The organism is Erwinia sp. B116, from assembly GCF_002865965.1.
In the GTDB taxonomy this organism is placed as follows: domain Bacteria; phylum Pseudomonadota; class Gammaproteobacteria; order Enterobacterales; family Enterobacteriaceae; genus Erwinia.
On sequence record NZ_JRZZ01000013.1, the window covers coordinates 66,553 to 82,808 of the forward strand.

Here is a 16,256-nt window from a genome sequence, read left to right on the forward strand (position 1 = left end):
CGATTTAGGTTTTGCCTGAAGCTCAGTAGCAATCCTGTTTTTAGTGCAGCGATAGTTCCCCAGCGGCGGATAATTAGCAAGAGGTGTGGCAGATCAAAACTGATTTTCGTGACCGCGATCCGCTTTTGGTAGCAGTTTGATACGCTTTCTCACCGCTGTTGCCGCGCGTGCGATTATGCAAGCCTGGGCGGACAGGCTAAACTGTATCGCATTGATTATGCTGAATCCGGAGACACAATGGAGTCAATTTCAGGCAATGCGTTACAGGTATCAGACGCCATTATCTCCTGCCAGCTGGACGGGAAGGGCGGGCTGATCCCGATTGAGAACAGCGAAGTGGTCCATTGCGACCGTCCGTGCTGGCTGCATCTGAACTACACCCACCGCGCCAGCGCTGACTGGCTGATGTCGACGCCGCTGCTGCCGGATGCGGTCAGGGATGCGCTGGGCGGCGACAGCATGCGGCCGCGGGTCAGCCGGCTGGGCGACGGCACGATGATCACCCTGCGTAGCGTGAACCTCAACAGCGAGTCGCGCCCCGACCAGCTGGTGGTGATCCGGGTGTTTATCAACGAAAAGCTGATCGTCTCGACGCGCCGCCGCAAGGTGTTCGCTATTGATGAAGTGCTGACCGACCTGAACAACGGCAACGGACCTACCGACGGCGGCAGCTGGCTGGTGGACGTCTGTGACGCGCTGACCGACCACACCAGCGAGTTTATCGAGGACCTGCACGACAAAATCATCGAGCTGGAGGACGCGGTGGTCGACCAGCGCGTGCCGCCGCGCGGCGAGCTGGCTTTAATTCGCAAGCAGCTGATTATTATGCGCCGGTATATGGCGCCGCAGCGCGACGTGTTTTCGCGGCTGGCCAGCGAGCGCCTGCCGTGGATGAGCGACGACGACCGCCGCCGCATGCAGGATATCGCCGACCGGCTGGGGCGCGGGCTGGACGACCTGGACGCCAGCGTGGCGCGGACCGGCGTGCTGTCCGATGAGATCAGCACGGTAATGGCCGAGGCGATGAACCGCCGGACCTACACCATGTCGCTGATGGCGATGATCTTCCTGCCGACCACCTTCCTCACCGGCCTGTTCGGCGTTAACCTCGGCGGCATTCCGGGGGGCGAGTGGCGCTTTGGCTTTGGCCTGTTCTGCCTGCTGTTAGCGGTGCTGGTTTCGGGCGTTGCATGGTGGTTACGGCGACGTAAATGGCTGTAAAAAAATACAAAGGCAGCAGATAAAATCGCGGAAAGCGTGCGGAACCTGATCGAAATCAATAACGCCGCGACGGCTTCGCGGCAAACTTCATTTCGCAGGTGAATGTAACGTCAAGCGATGGGCGTTACGCTCCATATTGTCTGACTTCCTTTCAGAATTAATGCTCAGCGCATTTAATTCGCACGACGCCGGCCGCTGGCCGGTTTTTTTTTGCCGGTTTGCCAGCCGGGCCAGATCTTCTACGCTTAAGGTTCGACCTTACCGAGGAGGACGCCATGTTATCCGCTATCCATCCGCACATTCGCAGCTCAGAACCGCTCAGCGACCCGCTGCCGATCCCCGGACCGCAGCCGACGCCGCCGCCGGACCCGTCACTGCCCGATCCGCCGCCGATCGATCCACACCCGATTATTGACCCGCCGGCGCACCGTTAAGACAGCGTGCAGGCAGGGCAGGATTGGCTTAGCGAATTTCCAGCACGTCGAGACGCACCGGCGCGTCATCCTGCTCTTCCGGCTGCCAGCCGGCAGGCTGCACCGGCAGCGTTTCGCGGTCAAAGGCCAGATCGCCGCCGTCAACCACCTCGCTGCCGTGCTGAATGCCCTTGAAGTCGAACAGCTGGTGGTCGGCAAGGTGGGACGGCACCACGTTCTGCATGGCGCTGAACATGGTTTCAATGCGCCCAGGATAGCGCTTATCCCAGTCGCGCAGCATCTCGCCTACCACCTGACGCTGCAGGTTGGGCTGCGAACCGCAAAGGTTGCACGGGATAATCGGGTATTCGCGGGCGATGGCGAAGCGTTCGATATCCTTCTCGCGGCAGTAGGCCAGCGGGCGGATCACGATATGCTTACCGTCGTCGCTCATCAGCTTCGGCGGCATGCCTTTCATCTTGCCGCCGTAGAACATATTCAGGAACAGCGTCTGCAGGATATCGTCGCGGTGGTGGCCAAGGGCGATCTTAGTACAGCCCAGCTCGGTAGCGGTGCGATAGAGAATGCCGCGGCGCAGGCGCGAACAGAGCGAACAGGTGGTTTTGCCTTCCGGGATCTTCTCTTTAACGATGGCGTAGGTGTTCTCTTCAACAATCCTGTACTCCACGCCCTGCTGCTCCAGGTACTCCGGCAGAATGTGGCCCGGGAAGCCCGGCTGCTTCTGATCGAGATTGACCGCCACCAGCGAGAACGAAATCGGCGCGCTCTGCTGCAGATTGCGCAGGATCTCCAGCATGGTGTAGCTGTCTTTACCGCCTGACAGGCAGACCATGATACGGTCACCCTCTTCGATCATATTGAAGTCGGCAATCGCCTGGCCGACGTTACGGCGCAGGCGCTTCTGCAGCTTGTTCAGATTGTATTGATCTTTTTTGGCGGTCTCTGGATTCGATAGCATTTTCTGACGTTCTCAACTCGGAATTAGTGGCGGGTTTATTCCACGGTAACGGTGGGTAAGCCCTGATGGCGTGTATGGTACGGATTCCGCGGGGGAATTCCAGCACGATTTGTGGTGCATTAACCGCACCCGAGCGACGGCCGGGCAGGATGCGCACCCGCAGCGGGCAGCCGGGCGGGGCCACCGCGCGGAAAGTCGCCCTGCGGACGGGTTATCTGCTACAATCCGCGCCATCTTCCTTTGCTGTTTTGAGAATCATCCCGTGACTGCTTTTTCCACCCTGACCCAACTGCCCGCCAGCCAGATCGACAACCTTAACGAGCTGGGCTACACCGTGATGACCCCGGTGCAGGCCGAAGCGCTGCCGGCGATCCTCGCCGGGCGTGACGTGCGTGCCCAGGCCAAAACCGGCAGCGGCAAAACCGCCGCCTTCGGCCTCGGCGTGATGCACGTGATTGACGCCAGCCAGTACGTCACCCAGGCGCTGGTGCTGTGCCCGACGCGTGAACTGGCCGATCAGGTCAGCAAAGAGCTGCGCCGGCTGGCGCGTTTCACCGCCAATATCAAGATCCTGACGCTGTGCGGCGGCCAGCCGGTCAGCGCGCAGCGCGACTCGCTGGTGCACGCGCCGCATATCGTGGTCGGCACGCCGGGGCGCATTCTCGATCACCTGAAGCGCGAAACCCTCGGGCTCGACGGCGTCAAAACGCTGGTGCTGGATGAAGCCGACCGCATGCTGGAGATGGGCTTCCGGGACGATATCAACGAGATCGTCAGCTACTGCCCGCCGCAGCGGCAGACGCTGCTGTTCTCCGCCACCTGGCCGCAGGATATCGCGCAGATCAGCCAGCGCATCCAGCGCGACCCGCTGACCGTGGAAACCGGCGACGTCTCCGATCTGCCTGCCATCGAGCAGGTGTTCTATGAGGCCGGCTCGCGGGAGAAACTGCAGGCGCTGACCGGCCTGCTGAGCGAGCGTAAGCCGGCCTCCTGCGTGGTGTTCTGTAACACCCGCCGCGAGTGCGACGACATCGCAGCCGCGCTGGAAAGCGCGCAGATCAGCGCGCTGGCGCTGCACGGCGACCTCGAACAGCGCGACCGCGATCGCGTGCTGGTACGCTTCTCCAACGCCAGCTGCCGGGTGCTGGTGGCTACCGACGTCGCCGCGCGCGGCCTCGATATCAAATCGCTGGAGATGGTGGTTAACTACCAGCTCTCCTTCGATCCCGAAGTTCACGTGCACCGCATCGGCCGTACCGCCCGCGCCGGGCAGGAGGGCTTTGCCGCCAGCCTGGTGGCGCCGGACGAGATGGCCCGCGCCCACGCGCTGGAAGATCTGCTGCAGCAAAAACTGCAGTGGCGCAGCGTCAGCGAGCTGAAGTCGGTGGCGACGGTGGCGCTGCCGGCGGAAATGGTTACCCTGTGCATCGACGGCGGCCGTAAGGCCAAGATCCGCCCTGGCGATATTCTCGGGGCGCTGACCGGCGACGGCGGGCTGAAGGGCGATCAGGTGGGTAAAATCGAGATTGCGCCGAATCACGCCTATGTGGCGGTGCGCCAGTCGCTGGCCCGCCAGGTGATGAAACAGCTGCAGCAGGTGAAGATCAAAGGTAAATCCTGCCGCGCGATGCTGATGAAGTAAGCCGGCGGTCGGGCAGGGAGCCTGACGCTGGCATCAGCGTTCGCCATTTGACCCGAAATATTACCGCCCGCGTTAACAGCGTGCGGTAATATTGGGATCAACCAGATGCTTAAACAGAAATCTTGCTGACCACCGGTGCTGCCGCCAGCAGCGGTGCCGCGCCCTGCTGCAGCGCCAGGTAGTGCGGCTGCTGCTCGTGTTCGGCCACGGCGGCCACGCTCTTCCAGGTCTCATGGAACAGGAACGCATCCGGGTTGGCTTCGCTGCGGTAGAGATCGTAATGCACGTTGCCTGCCTCGGCGTGGCTTGGCCCTACGCAGGCCTGCAGCACTTTCGCCAGTTCGTCACCTTTACCGGCTTTGGCAGTCAGGGTGGCAATAATTAATACCTGCTTATCGGTCATAACGGTTCCTTTTCTCTTCAGATAAGCGATGGGCTGACCATCGCCGCGTTTTTTCGCCAGCCAGTCTGGCACAGCAGCCTGGCAGCGCCACAAGCATTTCAGGCTATCGTATTTTTACGAAATTTGCCGTTTTTAATCCGACCCGCTGACGTCGTTGTCCAACGCCTCTGAAATTGAGAGCGCTGCCTATTGCCAATTGCCCACTTTTGATTTTGTAAAAAAACGTGACAGCTATCGACCTGCTGCGGAAGGTAGCCTATTCTCGTTGAGCCCTTACCGCCTTCCGAACCGGAGATCGACCATGAAAGCCGCGAAACTTCTTCTGACAACGGCCGTCCTGCTGTTGTCCGCCTGCAGCAGCAGCGATAACGAACCGCCGCAGCAGGCCACGGCAGCTCACGTTCCGGCTCGGGTGGCGATGGCCGATCTGGCCGCCAGTAACTGCGAGAACGCCGGCGGCACCCTGGCGCTGTCACGCCAGCTCGACGGCAGTTCGGTGGGCATGTGTCAGCTGACCAACGGCCGCCGCTGCGGTGAAAGTGCGCTGCTTAACGGCACCTGCGCACGCTAAGCTCCCCTCACGGCACCTGTGCGTTGAGTTTCACTGACGGCTCCTGCGCACGCTTAGTTCCACGGACGCGTGCGGGCCGTCTCAGATGCTCTCTTTGATTCAACGTTGACCGGCGCAACCTGCGAACCTGGACCGTTTAAGTACGGCAGGTCGCAGTGAGCGCAGGTTGATTCAGAGACGGCGTTAAGCCGTCAGTGATGTTCCCCCTTTCAGAGCTGATTGGCGCAGGTCTCGCCTTGATCCAGCTGGCTCAGATTCTGTAGCGTGGTCTGTGAGATGCTGGTCAGCGCTTCGGCGGTAAGAAACGCCTGATGGCCGGTAAACAGCACGTTGTGGCAGGCGGACAGGCGGCGGAAGATATCATCCTGGATCACGTCGTTAGACTTATCCTCAAAGAACAGATCGCGTTCATTCTCATACACGTCCATCCCCAGCGCGCCAATCTTGCCCTGTTTCAGCGCGTCAATCGCCGCCTGCGAGTCGATTAAGCCACCGCGGCTGGTGTTGATCACCATCACGCCGTCCTTCATCCGCGCGAAGGCTTCGGCGTTGAGCAGGTGGTAGTTTTCCGGCGTCAGCGGGCAGTGCAGGCTGACCACGTCGGACTCGGTCAGCAGGGTGTTGATATCGACGTACTCCGCGCCCAGATCCCGCGCCTGCTGGCTCGGATAAGGGTCGCTGACCAGCAGGCGCATGCCAAAACCTTTCAGGATGCGCAGGGTGGCAATGCCGATCTTGCCGGTGCCGATCACCCCGGCGGTGCGGCCGTGCATGTTAAAGCCGATCAGCCCGTCCAGCGAGAAGTTGGCGTCGCGGGTGCGCTGGTAGGCGCGATGAATGCGGCGGTTAAGGGTCATCATCAGCCCCACCGCGTGTTCCGCCACCGCTTCCGGCGAGTAGGCCGGTACGCGCACCACCTGCAGGCCGAGCTCGCGGGCGGCGTCCAGGTCGACGTTGTTGAAACCGGCGCAGCGCAGGGCGATAAACTTCACCCCCAGCGCGGCCAGCTCCTCCAGCACCTTACGGCTGCCGTCGTCGTTAACAAAAATACAGACCGCCGTGCAGCCGGCGGCGTTTTTCGCCGTGCGTTCGCTGAGCAGGAAGTCGAAAAACTCCAGTTCAAAACCGTAACCGGCGTTGACCTGCTCCAGGTATTTCCGGTCATATTGCTTGGTGCTGTATACCGCAAGTTTCATTTTTTCTTTCCCTGACTGCGCGAAGTGAATGGCTTCAGTGTAACAATTAATGCGCTGACAGCGAGAGCGGTGTGATGCCGGAGCCGGTAAAAAGGATCTGCTGCGGCATTTCTGCCGGGAATAATTTCACCCTGGGCGCTTTTCCGTGCCATCATTTAGCATTATTTCAGGGATTAACAGGATGTTTTTTGCCATGACCCGCCGATGGAAAAGAGCGCTGGCCGCGCTAATGGCCCTCGTTCTGCTGATCGTCGGCCTGCTGCTCAGCGTCACCCAGTGGCTGCCGCGGCTGGCCGGCGTCTGGCTGCCCGCCGATACCGCTATCGCCCTTGACGGCAACCCGCGCCTGCGCCACGGCGCGCTGGTGCTGCCCGGCGTGCATTACTACGCCGGCGACTGCGAGCTGGCGGTGGTCAGCAACGTTGCCCTGCGTTACGCCGATGGCGGCTGGCTGGCGTCAGCGGACCGGCTGCAGATTGACAGCGCCTGCGCCTCGCGCATTGAGTCCGGCCCCGCCTCAGATGCCCCGCGCACGCTGGCCGAATGGCAGCAGATGCTGCCCGCCGCCCGCGTCACCCTTGGCCGCTTAACCCTGCTGCCGTGGGCCGACTGGGCCGGTGAGCTGGCGCTGGATCTCGACCCGCAACGCCAGCGTCTGCACTACCAGGGAAAAAATATTGCGCTTGAGGCCGAGCTGAACCAGCAGCAGCTGACGCTGCGCAGCCTGAGCCTGCAGGCACCCGGCGTTGCCCGGCCGGTGGCGGTAAGCGGCGAGCTGACGCTGCCGCGCCTGCCGGGCGACCTGCCACAGGCCGGCGCGTTGCACGGAGCGCTGCGGCTCGACGCCATCCCCGACCCGCTGCGGCTCGAGCTGAACTGGCAGCAGCAGCAGGGCACGTTGCGGGTGGTGGCGGAAAATCAGCCTGCGCCGCTGCTGACGCTGCCGTGGCAGATTTCACCGCAAACCCTTACGCTGAAGCAGGGGCAGTGGCAGTGGCCGTACGCCGCTCAGCCGCTCTCCGGCGGCATCACGCTGACCGCTGACGGCTGGCAACAGGGGCTGGCCGCCACGCAGATTGCCGGGCGGCTCAACCTGCTGACCGCCGGGCGCGGCGGTAAGGGCAACGTGGTGCTCAACGTCGGCCCGGGCCGTCTTGACGTCACCGACAGCCGGCTGCCGCTGCGGCTGACCGGCGACAGTAAACTGGCGCAGCTGCAGTTCTTTGCCCGCCTGCCGGGCGAGCTGCGCGGTCCGCTCCTCAATCCGGTTCTGCAACTGCAGCCGGGGGCGCTGCTGCGCATGAAAGGGCGGCTGCTGGATACGCTGGAGGTGGACGAAGCGCGCTGGCCGTTAGCCGGGGTGACCCTTGCCGCCAGCGGCATCAGCGGCCGCCTGCAGGCGATCCTCAGCGCGCACAACGGCGAGCTGGGGCGCTTCCGGCTGCATCTGGACGGCCGCGCCCGAGACTTCTGGCCGGATAAGGGCGAATGGGGCTGGGGCTACTGGGGCGAAGGGCGGCTGACGCCGCTGGCGGCGAAATGGGACGTCAGCGGACGCGGGCGCTGGCAGGATACCCTGATCGCGCTTGATTCGCTCTCCACCGGTTTTGACCGGCTGAGCTACGGCAGCGTCAGCATGGCTGCGCCGCGCCTTACCCTCACGCAACCGATCCTCTGGCAACGCGACGAACACCGCGCGGCGTTTGGCGGCGCGCTGAGCCTCAAATCGGGTGAGACACGCTTCAGCGCCGGCGGCTTCCTGCCGCCGTCAACGTTAACCCTGACGGTGAAGGGGCGCGATCCGGCTGATTTCCTTTATCAGGGAGCGCTGCAGGCACAGCGGATCGGCCCACTGCAGGTACGTGGCCGCTGGGACGGCGCGCGCCTGCGCGGCCAGATGTGGTGGCCGGAGCAGTCGCTGCGGGTGTTCCAGCCGCTGCTGGCACCGGACCTCAAGCTGGCGATCCAGAGCGGCACGCTCAAGGCGCAGGTGGCCTTTTCGGCCGCCGCTGATCAGGGGCTGGAGGCCGGTGGTCATCTGCTGGTGGGCAACGGCGAACTGCGCCTGCCGGACAATGAATTTCACGGCGTCGATTTCTCGCTGCCGTTCCGCCTGGCGTCGCACCGCTGGTACTTTGGCACCCATGGCCCGGTGGCGCTGCGCATTAAGCAGATTGCCAACCAGTTTATGCTGGAAAACGTCACTGCCGACCTGCAGGGCTGGTATCCGTGGAGCACGGCGCGCCCGCTGCGCCTGAGTAACGTCAGCCTCGATCTGCTCGGCGGCCAGCTCAGCCTCGCCAGGCTGCAACTGCCGCAAACCGAAGCCGCCACGGTCCGGCTGCGCCAGCTCAGCCTTTCCGAGCTGGTCAGCGCCATTAAGCTGAAGCAGATTGCGCTTTCCGGTCGGATCAACGCCGCGCTGCCGCTGTGGCTGAATAACTCGCGGTGGCTGGTGAAGGAGGGCTGGGTGGCCAACAGCGGCGAAATCACCGTGCGCATGGATAAACAGATCGCGGATGCCATCAGCAGCAACAATATGGCCGCCGGGGCGGCGATTGACTGGCTGCGCTATATGCAGGTGACCCGCTCGTGGGCCACGCTCGATATCGATAACCTTGGCCTGATGACGCTGACCGCTAAGGTTGATGGCACCAGCCGCTTCAGTGATAAAGATCAGCGGGTTGCGCTGAACTACACTCAGCAGGAAAACCTGTTCCAACTCTGGCGCAGTCTGCGCTTTGGCGATAATCTGCAGTCCTGGGTGGAAGACAACGCCACGCTGCCGACGCAGAAGGAAAAACGTAATGACAATGCAAACTAACCTGCTGCTGGCCTGCGCCGGGCTGCTGCTAAGCGGCTGCGTGCCGCGCATTGAGGTGGCGGCGCCGAAAGAACCGATCACCATCAATATGAACGTGAAGATCGAACATGAGATCCACATTCGCGTGGATAAAGACGTGGAGGCGCTGCTGAAAAATCAGAGCGGGCTGTTCTGATGGCGGCGCGATGTGGCGTGAAAAGCGTACTGCTGGCGGCGCTGCTGCTGGCCGCGGCTCCGGCGCTGGCCGCCTTAACCCTCGACCAGGCGCGGTCGCAGGGTTTAGTCGGTGAAACGCTGGGCGGCTATCTGGCGGCGATAGCAAACGATGCGGAGACCCAGGCGCTGGTGGCGCGGATAAACGACGGACGGCAGCGCGAGTATGCGCGGCTGGCAGAGCAGAATAATCTGACCACGCGGGACGTGGCGAGTATCGCCGGGCAGAAGCTGGTATCACGGGCTAAGGCCGGTGAGTACGTGCGTGGAATTAACGGTCAGTGGCTGCAAAAGTGAGATCGGGCAGAACAGGCAGACGGCGGCACTTGTCAGCACCGCCGTGATTCGCCTGAGCAGGTCAGGCGAGGGAGTCGTTACGCGGTCACCAGCTGGGAGATCGCGTCTTTCGCATCGCTGGCGGCTTTAGCAGCGACTTCCGGGCCGTAACCGATGCCTTCAGCAAACACGAACTGCACGTCGGTCATGCCGAGGAAGCCGAGGAAGATGGTCAGGTACGGGGTCAGCAGGTCGTTAGGGGTATCTTTATGAATACCGCCACGGCTGGTCAGCACCACCACTTTCTTATTTTTCACCAGGCCTTCCGGACCGTTTTCGGTGTAACGGAAGGTGACACCCGCACGGGCAACCAGATCGAAATAGTTTTTCAGCTGGGTAGGGATGTTGAAGTTGTACATTGGCGCGGCGATCACGATGGTGTCGTGCGCCTGCAGCTCTTCGATCAGCGCGTCAGAGAGCGCCAGCGCTTCCTGCTGACGCGGGGTCAGGGCCACGTCGGACGGACGCAGCGCGCCGACCAGTTCACCGTCCAGCACCGGGATCGGGTTCGCGGCCAGGTCACGCACGGTTACGTCGTCGCCCGGATGAGCAGACTGCCACTCTGAAACCAGATGGTCGGCCAGCTGGCCAGACTGAGAGTAACCGGCGAGGATGCTTGATTTCAGAACGAGTACTTTGCTCATGGGACTGTTTTCCTGTTATTAGAAGCGACTGCCTGCCGCCGAATGTCAGACACTTTACTGCCTGTTGGCGAAATGTGTAAGTGCGAGTTTTCGATGTCTATATTCGAAAAATCTGAATAAGAGTATCAGCGCCGCTTCTGCGCTAAGTGGTTGTCTGTGCTACCATACGAAAAATTTTTTATTGCCAGGATCAATCCGGCTGCCGCCCGGCGGCACCGCGTGAGTTAGAAACCCTATGTCTGAGAAACCACAATCTGTTCTGACCCCGCTGTTTGACCGCCTGCCGGCGCTGATGCTGCGCGACGGCCAGCGGCTGCAAAAGCGCCTGCACGGTGCGAAAAAAATCAGCAATCCGGCCGCGCTGCAGGCGCTGCTGGGCGAACTGGAGGGTGAGATCGCCAGCGCCGAGCAACGCATCGCCACGCGCCGCGCCGCCACGCCGACCATCCGCTACCCGGAAAACCTGCCGGTCAGCCAGAAGAAGCAGGCGATTGCCGAAGCGATCCGCGACAACCAGGTGGTGATCGTCGCCGGTGAAACCGGCTCGGGTAAAACCACCCAGCTGCCGAAAATCTGCCTCGAACTGGGCCGCGGCCTGCGCGGCCTGATCGGCCACACCCAGCCGCGCCGGCTGGCGGCGCGCACGGTCGCCGACCGTATCGCCAGCGAGCTCGAAACCAGCCTCGGCGGCTGCGTCGGCTATAAGGTGCGTTTCAACGATCAGGTCGGCGAGACCAGCCAGGTCAAGCTGATGACCGACGGTATCCTGCTGGCGGAGATCCAGCAGGACCGCCTGCTGATGCAGTACGACACCATCATTATCGATGAGGCGCACGAACGCAGCCTGAACATCGACTTCCTGCTCGGCTACCTGCGCGAGCTGCTGCCGCGCCGCCCGGATCTGAAGGTGATTATCACCTCGGCGACCATCGATCCGCAGCGCTTCTCGCGCCACTTTAATAACGCGCCGGTGATTGAAGTCTCCGGACGCACCTATCCGGTGGAAGTACGCTACCGCCCGGTGGTGGATGACGCCGACGACAGCGAGCGCGACCAGCTGCAGGCGATCTTCGACGCGGTGGATGAGCTGGGCGACGAGAGCCCCGGCGATATTCTGATCTTTATGAGCGGCGAACGGGAAATCCGCGACACCGCCGACGCGCTGACCAAACGCAACCTGCGCAATACCGAGATCCTGCCGCTCTACGCGCGCCTCTCTAACGCCGAACAGAACCGCGTATTCCAGTCGCACAGCGGGCGGCGCATCGTGCTGGCGACCAACGTGGCGGAAACCTCGCTGACCGTGCCGGGCATTAAGTACGTCATCGACCCCGGCACCGCGCGCATCAGCCGCTACAGCTTCCGCACCAAGGTGCAGCGCCTGCCGATCGAGCCGGTGTCGCAGGCCTCGGCCAACCAGCGTAAGGGCCGCTGCGGCCGCGTGTCTGAAGGGATCTGTATTCGTCTCTACGCCGAGGACGACTTCCTCAGCCGCCCGGCGTTTACCGACCCGGAGATCCTGCGCACCAACCTTGCGTCGGTGATCCTGCAGATGACCGCGCTTGGCCTCGGTGACATCGCCGCGTTTCCGTTTGTCGAAGCGCCGGATAAACGCAATATCCAGGACGGCGTGCGGCTGCTCGAAGAGCTGGGGGCGCTGACCGTCAACGACGTCGGTCACTATAAGCTGACCGCCTCCGGGCGTTCGCTGGCGCAACTGCCGGTGGATCCGCGGCTGGCAAAAATGGTGCTGGAAGCGCAGCGCTTTGGCTGCGTGCGCGAGGTGATGATTATTACCGCCGCGCTGTCAATTCAGGACCCGCGCGAACGCCCGTCCGACCGCCAGCAGGCGTCGGACGAGAAGCACCGCCGCTTTGCCGATAAAGACTCGGACTTTACCGCTTACGTTAACCTGTGGAACTACCTTAAGGAGCAGCAGGCCGAACTCTCTTCAAGCCAGTTCCGCCGCCAGTGCAAGCTGGACTTCCTCAACTACCTGCGCGTGCGCGAATGGCAGGATATCTACACCCAGCTGCGCCAGGTGGTGCGGGAGCTGGGGATGCCGGTCAACAGCGAACCGGCGCCGTTCCGCGAGGTGCACTGCGCGCTGCTGACCGGCCTGCTGTCGCATATCGGCCAGAAGGACGCGGAGAAGCAGGAGTTTACCGGCGCGCGCAACGCCCGTTTTGCGCTGTTCCCCGGCTCCGGCCTGTTTAAAAAGCCGCCGAAGTGGACGATGGTCGCCGAACTGGTGGAGACCAGCCGCCTGTGGGGGCGCATTGCCGCACGCATCGAGCCGGAGTGGATTGAGCCGCTGGCGCAGCACCTGATCAAGCGCAGCTACAGCGAACCGCACTGGGAAAAAGCGCAGGGCGCGGTAATGGCAACAGAGAAGGTGACGCTGTACGGCCTGCCGATTGTGGCGGCGCGTAAGGTCAACTACGGTCAGATTGACCCGGTATTATCGCGCGAGCTGTTTATCCGCCACGCGCTGGTGGAGGGCGACTGGCAGACCCGCCACGCCTTCTTTAAGGCCAACCTTAAGCTGCGCGAGGAGGTGGAAGAGCTTGAGCACAAGTCACGCCGCCGCGATATCCTCGTCGACGATGAGACGCTGTTTGGCTTTTACGACCAGCGCATCGGCCATGAGGTGGTCTCCGCCCGCCACTTTGACCAGTGGTGGAAAATCGCCGGCCGTGAGGACCCGGAACAGCTGAGCTTTGCCCGCGAAATGCTGATCCGCGACGGTGCGGACAACGTCAGCAAGCTCGACTACCCGAACTTCTGGCAGCAGGGCAATCTTAAGCTGCGCCTCAGCTACCAGTTTGAACCGGGGGCTGACGCCGACGGCGTCACCGTACACGTGCCGCTGCCGCTGCTCAACCAGGTGGAGGAAAAGGGCTTTGAGTGGCAGATCCCCGGCATCCGCCGCGAGCTGGTGATTGCGCTGATTAAATCGCTGCCGAAGCCGTTACGCCGTAACTTTGTGCCGGCCCCTAACTACGCCGACGCCTTCCTCGGCCGCGCCACGCCGCTGGCGCTGCCGCTGCTGGAGTCGCTGGAGCGCGAGTTCCGCCGCATGTCCGGCGTCACCCTCGACCGCGAGGCCTGGCAGTGGGATCAGGTGCCCGATCACCTGAAAATCACCTTCCGCGTGGTGGACGAAAACAACCGCAAGCTGGCGGAAGGCAAAGATCTGCCGGCGCTGAAGGCCAGCCTGAAGGGCAAAGTACAGGAGACGCTGTCGAAGGTTGCCGACGACGGGCTGGAACAGAGCGGGCTGCATATCTGGAGCTTTGGCAATCTGCCGGATCACTTTGAGCAGAAGCGCGGCAGCTACAGTGTGAAGGCGTGGCCGGCGCTGGTGGACGAAAATGACAGCGTGGCGATCCGCCTGTTTGACTCGCAGCACGAACAGCAGAAGGCAATGTGGCGCGGCCAGCGGCGACTGCTGCTGCTCAACATCCCGTCGCCGATCAAATATCTGCACGAGAAACTGCCGAACAAGGCCAAGCTCGGCCTCTACTTTAACCCCTACGGTAAGGTGCTGGACCTGATCGACGACTGCATCGCCTGCGGCGTTGACAAGCTGATCGCCGAAAACGGCGGCCCGAGCTGGCAGGAAGAGGGCCACACGCGGCTGCACGACAAGGTGCGCGCCGAACTGAACGACACCGTGGTCGACATCGCTAAACTGGTTGAGCAGATCCTCACTGCGGTGTTCAACATCAACAAGCGGCTGAAGGGGCGGGTGGATATGTCGATGGCGCTGGCGCTCTCCGACATCAAAGCGCAGATGTCCGGGCTGGTCTATCGCGGTTTTGTCACCGGCAACGGCTGGAAGCGCCTGCCGGATACGCTGCGCTATCTGCAGGCCATTGAACGCCGGATGGAGAAGCTGGCGGTCGACCCGCACAGCGACCGCGCGCGCATGCTCAAGGTCGATTCTGTACAGAAAGCGTGGAGCCAGTGGTTTAACAAGCTGCCGCAGCAGCGCCGCGACGATGCTGACGTGCAGGAGATCCGCTGGATGATTGAAGAGCTGCGCGTCAGCTTCTTCGCCCAGCAGCTGGGCACGCCGTACCCGATTTCGGAGAAGCGTATTCTGCAGGCGATGGAGCAGGTAGAAGCATAACGCGCAACGGCCCCGAATCGGCTCTGCATCTGTGCTGGGCCATTTTTTAGCCAGTTTATACGTCGAAAAATATCGTCCGGCAACCTGGTTTTGCCGGGCAGTAAAGGCTGATTAATCTGACTGGTGGCTAAATGATGTCATTCGATTTTTGGATTTTTTACTAACCGCCACTTCATTAAGCGCAGAACTGAACGAGGTATAATAGTTGCGGCGCTTGAGGCTTTTGCCTCATAGCCGTTGGTAGCAGTGCTGATTTGTTGTGAGGCAGAAAGCAGAAAAGCCCCGAAGTTAATTTTCATTAACCCCGAGGCCCCTGTATGCATGAACAACATCAGGATAGCCTCTTACCAGCCGCAAGGCAAGGAGAAGACGGCCATGAAACTGCCACGCAGTACCTTGATCTGGTGCCTGTTAATTGTGTGCGTAACACTATTGATATTCACCGGTCTGACGCGAAAATCGCTATGCGAGGTACGCTACAAGGACGGGATCAGGGAGGTGGCAGCGTCAATGGCCTGCAAATCCGGTAAGTAGCAACCTGGAGGCGGGGAAACCCGCCTTTTCAGGGCTCTGATGGAGTCAGGCACCACAAGCGCTTTTTGAAGGCTCTCCGATAAAACGGAGAGCCTTTTTTATTATGGCCTGCGGGTAAGTTTTTTACGGCTGGGTGCAACATAATGTCAGGCGGGATGCATGCTGGAAGAGGGCCCTGTCGGGCCGGGCATGCAGAATTCACTGCTGCGCCAGCGCCTCCAGACTATCCCGAAACGCCGTCACCGCAATCGCGCGGTTATCCGCCAGGTAGCGGTCTTTCGCCGCCGGGGCCGAACTCTGTACCGCGATCAGCTGCCATTCACCGTTAACCTTTAACAGCAGCGGCGATCCGCTGTCGCCGGGCAGGGTGTCGCACTGGTGCGACAGCACGTTTTTCTGCGCCCAGCCGGTGACCAGGCAGTCGCTGTGCGAATAGAGGTTGTCCAGATGATCTTCCGGATATCCCGCCTGGGTGACTTTGCGGTTGGTCGCCTTCAGCGCGGCGGTTAACTCGCTGCGCGTGCCGCTGAACAGCGGCACCGGCGTAATGCCGGAAGGGGGATTGCGCAGCACGATCAGGCCGAAATCGTAGGGCGCGGCGGAGGCCGGTACGATCCAGCCGTCACCGTCCGCTTTGAGTTTTTTGCCCAGCGCCGGATCGACACGGCCTTCAATGTCGTGGATCTCATAGCGCCAGCCGCGTTTGCCGCCGGTGATAAAGCGCAGCGCTACGGCGGGATCGGGCTTGCCCGGCGGGGCCAGCAGGCAGTGGCCGGCGGTCAGCGCCAGGTGCGGGGCGATCAGCGTCGCGCTGCACAGGTTGCCGCTTTCCGTCTCCAGCTGGCCAATCGCATCCCAGGGCGCAGCGCCCGGATTGCTCACTTCCTGACGATCGTCATGTCCAAAAAACAGCGTTTTGGTTTCAGTGTTACTGCGGGCATCGTCATCGGCATGGGTGGTAAATGAAACAGCGAAGCAACCCATTAATAGCACAGCGGTCAGGCGCATATTGTTCTCAGGCTGGAAGGGATTCAACAAGTGATAACGCGGGTGTAATAACTATAGACGCAACGCGTTAAAAAGGGGAGATTATTTTGATATATCAGCGTGCTACGGGGATTACAGGTAGAAGCTGGCAGCAATAA

15 protein-coding genes and 1 pseudogene are annotated in these 16,256 nt (G+C 61.7%); 10 read left to right on the forward strand and 6 right to left on the reverse strand.

Translation table 11 applies throughout. The features are described 5' to 3' along the window. Window positions 1-237 precede the first annotated feature (237 nt). The gene (gene zntB, locus NV64_RS11490; RefSeq protein ID WP_056238202.1) at window positions 238-1,221 is read left to right on the forward strand and encodes a zinc transporter ZntB; all 984 of its coding nucleotides are present in this window, start codon (window positions 238-240) and stop codon (window positions 1,219-1,221) included. A 275-nt stretch (window positions 1,222-1,496) separates the two neighbouring features. Continuing rightward, complete coding sequence (locus NV64_RS23695) at window positions 1,497-1,655, forward strand: hypothetical protein (protein ID WP_199177654.1); 159 nt, start codon at window positions 1,497-1,499, stop codon at window positions 1,653-1,655. A gap of 28 nt (window positions 1,656-1,683) precedes the next feature. On the opposite strand, the gene ttcA is transcribed toward NV64_RS23695, so the two are convergent. Then, window positions 1,684-2,613 (reverse strand): tRNA 2-thiocytidine(32) synthetase TtcA, encoded by a 930-nt coding sequence (gene ttcA, locus NV64_RS11495; protein ID WP_101505960.1) that lies wholly within the window; start codon window positions 2,611-2,613, stop codon window positions 1,684-1,686. A 262-nt stretch (window positions 2,614-2,875) separates the two neighbouring features. Between ttcA and dbpA the strand changes: the two genes are divergently transcribed. Further along, window positions 2,876-4,255: an ATP-dependent RNA helicase DbpA gene (dbpA, locus tag NV64_RS11500; protein ID WP_101505961.1), complete on the forward strand. Its 1,380-nt coding sequence runs from the start codon at window positions 2,876-2,878 to the stop codon at window positions 4,253-4,255. 109 nt (window positions 4,256-4,364) lie between these two features. Here the strand turns inward: dbpA and NV64_RS11505 are convergent, their stop codons facing one another. Then, window positions 4,365-4,658, reverse strand: a complete 294-nt coding sequence (locus tag NV64_RS11505) for a putative quinol monooxygenase (RefSeq protein WP_101505962.1) — start codon at window positions 4,656-4,658, stop codon at window positions 4,365-4,367. Between the two features lie 301 nt (window positions 4,659-4,959). Between NV64_RS11505 and NV64_RS11510 the strand changes: the two genes are divergently transcribed. Next, the gene (locus NV64_RS11510) at window positions 4,960-5,229 is read left to right on the forward strand and encodes a DUF333 domain-containing protein (protein WP_056238191.1); all 270 of its coding nucleotides are present in this window, start codon (window positions 4,960-4,962) and stop codon (window positions 5,227-5,229) included. 209 nt (window positions 5,230-5,438) lie between these two features. On the opposite strand, the gene NV64_RS11515 is transcribed toward NV64_RS11510, so the two are convergent. After that, window positions 5,439-6,425, reverse strand: coding sequence for a 2-hydroxyacid dehydrogenase (locus tag NV64_RS11515; RefSeq protein WP_101505963.1), 987 nt, complete (start codon window positions 6,423-6,425; stop codon window positions 5,439-5,441). A 193-nt stretch (window positions 6,426-6,618) separates the two neighbouring features. On the opposite strand from NV64_RS11515, the gene NV64_RS11520 reads away from it, so the two are divergent. From NV64_RS11520 to NV64_RS11530, 3 genes are read left to right on the forward strand one after another with little or no spacing between them, the layout of a single operon-like run. Continuing rightward, window positions 6,619-9,249 carry a YdbH family protein gene (locus tag NV64_RS11520; protein WP_101505977.1) on the forward strand — a complete coding sequence of 877 codons (2,631 nt, stop codon included), beginning with the start codon at window positions 6,619-6,621 and terminating at the stop codon, window positions 9,247-9,249. After that, complete coding sequence (locus tag NV64_RS11525; protein ID WP_056238186.1) at window positions 9,233-9,424, forward strand: YnbE family lipoprotein; 192 nt, start codon at window positions 9,233-9,235, stop codon at window positions 9,422-9,424. The genes NV64_RS11520 and NV64_RS11525 overlap by 17 nt, the downstream gene beginning before the upstream one ends. Further along, window positions 9,424-9,759: a YdbL family protein gene (locus tag NV64_RS11530; protein WP_056238183.1), complete on the forward strand. Its 336-nt coding sequence runs from the start codon at window positions 9,424-9,426 to the stop codon at window positions 9,757-9,759. The genes NV64_RS11525 and NV64_RS11530 overlap by 1 nt, the downstream gene beginning before the upstream one ends. A gap of 77 nt (window positions 9,760-9,836) precedes the next feature. Here the strand turns inward: NV64_RS11530 and NV64_RS11535 are convergent, their stop codons facing one another. Then, the gene (locus NV64_RS11535) at window positions 9,837-10,442 is read right to left on the reverse strand and encodes an FMN-dependent NADH-azoreductase (RefSeq protein ID WP_056238176.1); all 606 of its coding nucleotides are present in this window, start codon (window positions 10,440-10,442) and stop codon (window positions 9,837-9,839) included. A 235-nt stretch (window positions 10,443-10,677) separates the two neighbouring features. Here NV64_RS11535 and hrpA point away from each other — a divergent pair, with 235 nt between their 5' ends. After that, on the forward strand, window positions 10,678-14,577 hold the full coding sequence (gene hrpA / locus NV64_RS11540) for an ATP-dependent RNA helicase HrpA (protein ID WP_101505964.1): 3,900 nt from the start codon (window positions 10,678-10,680) through the stop codon (window positions 14,575-14,577). A gap of 137 nt (window positions 14,578-14,714) precedes the next feature. Here the strand turns inward: hrpA and NV64_RS23420 are convergent, their stop codons facing one another. Then, window positions 14,715-14,876, reverse strand: a complete 162-nt coding sequence (locus NV64_RS23420) for a hypothetical protein (protein WP_156365605.1) — start codon at window positions 14,874-14,876, stop codon at window positions 14,715-14,717. A gap of 18 nt (window positions 14,877-14,894) precedes the next feature. On the opposite strand from NV64_RS23420, the pseudogene NV64_RS24030 reads away from it, so the two are divergent. Together NV64_RS24030 and NV64_RS11545 are read left to right on the forward strand one after the other, a co-directional pair. Then, a pseudogene (locus NV64_RS24030) lies at window positions 14,895-15,044 on the forward strand (DUF5431 family protein); the annotation flags it as partial. Then, window positions 14,992-15,111 carry a type I toxin-antitoxin system Hok family toxin gene (locus tag NV64_RS11545; protein ID WP_304529222.1) on the forward strand — a complete coding sequence of 40 codons (120 nt, stop codon included), beginning with the start codon at window positions 14,992-14,994 and terminating at the stop codon, window positions 15,109-15,111. The pseudogene NV64_RS24030 and the gene NV64_RS11545, both read left to right, overlap by 53 nt. A gap of 198 nt (window positions 15,112-15,309) precedes the next feature. Here the strand turns inward: NV64_RS11545 and NV64_RS11550 are convergent, their stop codons facing one another. Continuing rightward, on the reverse strand, window positions 15,310-16,119 hold the full coding sequence (locus NV64_RS11550; RefSeq protein WP_101505965.1) for a serine protease: 810 nt from the start codon (window positions 16,117-16,119) through the stop codon (window positions 15,310-15,312). Between the last annotated feature and the right edge of the window lie 137 nt (window positions 16,120-16,256).

What these genes read in the sequence shown, in the direction of transcription:
- NV64_RS11515 (WP_101505963.1), bottom strand. Translation starts at nt 6,425, where the DNA reads ATGAAACTTGCGGTATACAGCACCAAGCAATATGACCGGAAATACCTG.
- NV64_RS23420 (WP_156365605.1), bottom strand. Translation starts at nt 14,876, where the DNA reads ATGAAAATTAACTTCGGGGCTTTTCTGCTTTCTGCCTCACAACAAATC.
- NV64_RS11535 (WP_056238176.1), bottom strand. Translation starts at nt 10,442, where the DNA reads ATGAGCAAAGTACTCGTTCTGAAATCAAGCATCCTCGCCGGTTACTCT.
- NV64_RS11550 (WP_101505965.1), bottom strand. Translation starts at nt 16,119, where the DNA reads ATGCGCCTGACCGCTGTGCTATTAATGGGTTGCTTCGCTGTTTCATTT.
- NV64_RS11525 (WP_056238186.1), top strand. Translation starts at nt 9,233, where the DNA reads ATGACAATGCAAACTAACCTGCTGCTGGCCTGCGCCGGGCTGCTGCTA.
- NV64_RS11520 (WP_101505977.1), top strand. Translation starts at nt 6,619, where the DNA reads ATGACCCGCCGATGGAAAAGAGCGCTGGCCGCGCTAATGGCCCTCGTT.
- ttcA (WP_101505960.1), bottom strand. Translation starts at nt 2,613, where the DNA reads ATGCTATCGAATCCAGAGACCGCCAAAAAAGATCAATACAATCTGAAC.
- hrpA (WP_101505964.1), top strand. Translation starts at nt 10,678, where the DNA reads ATGTCTGAGAAACCACAATCTGTTCTGACCCCGCTGTTTGACCGCCTG.
- NV64_RS11510 (WP_056238191.1), top strand. Translation starts at nt 4,960, where the DNA reads ATGAAAGCCGCGAAACTTCTTCTGACAACGGCCGTCCTGCTGTTGTCC.
- zntB (WP_056238202.1), top strand. Translation starts at nt 238, where the DNA reads ATGGAGTCAATTTCAGGCAATGCGTTACAGGTATCAGACGCCATTATC.
- NV64_RS23695 (WP_199177654.1), top strand. Translation starts at nt 1,497, where the DNA reads ATGTTATCCGCTATCCATCCGCACATTCGCAGCTCAGAACCGCTCAGC.
- NV64_RS11530 (WP_056238183.1), top strand. Translation starts at nt 9,424, where the DNA reads ATGGCGGCGCGATGTGGCGTGAAAAGCGTACTGCTGGCGGCGCTGCTG.
- NV64_RS11505 (WP_101505962.1), bottom strand. Translation starts at nt 4,658, where the DNA reads ATGACCGATAAGCAGGTATTAATTATTGCCACCCTGACTGCCAAAGCC.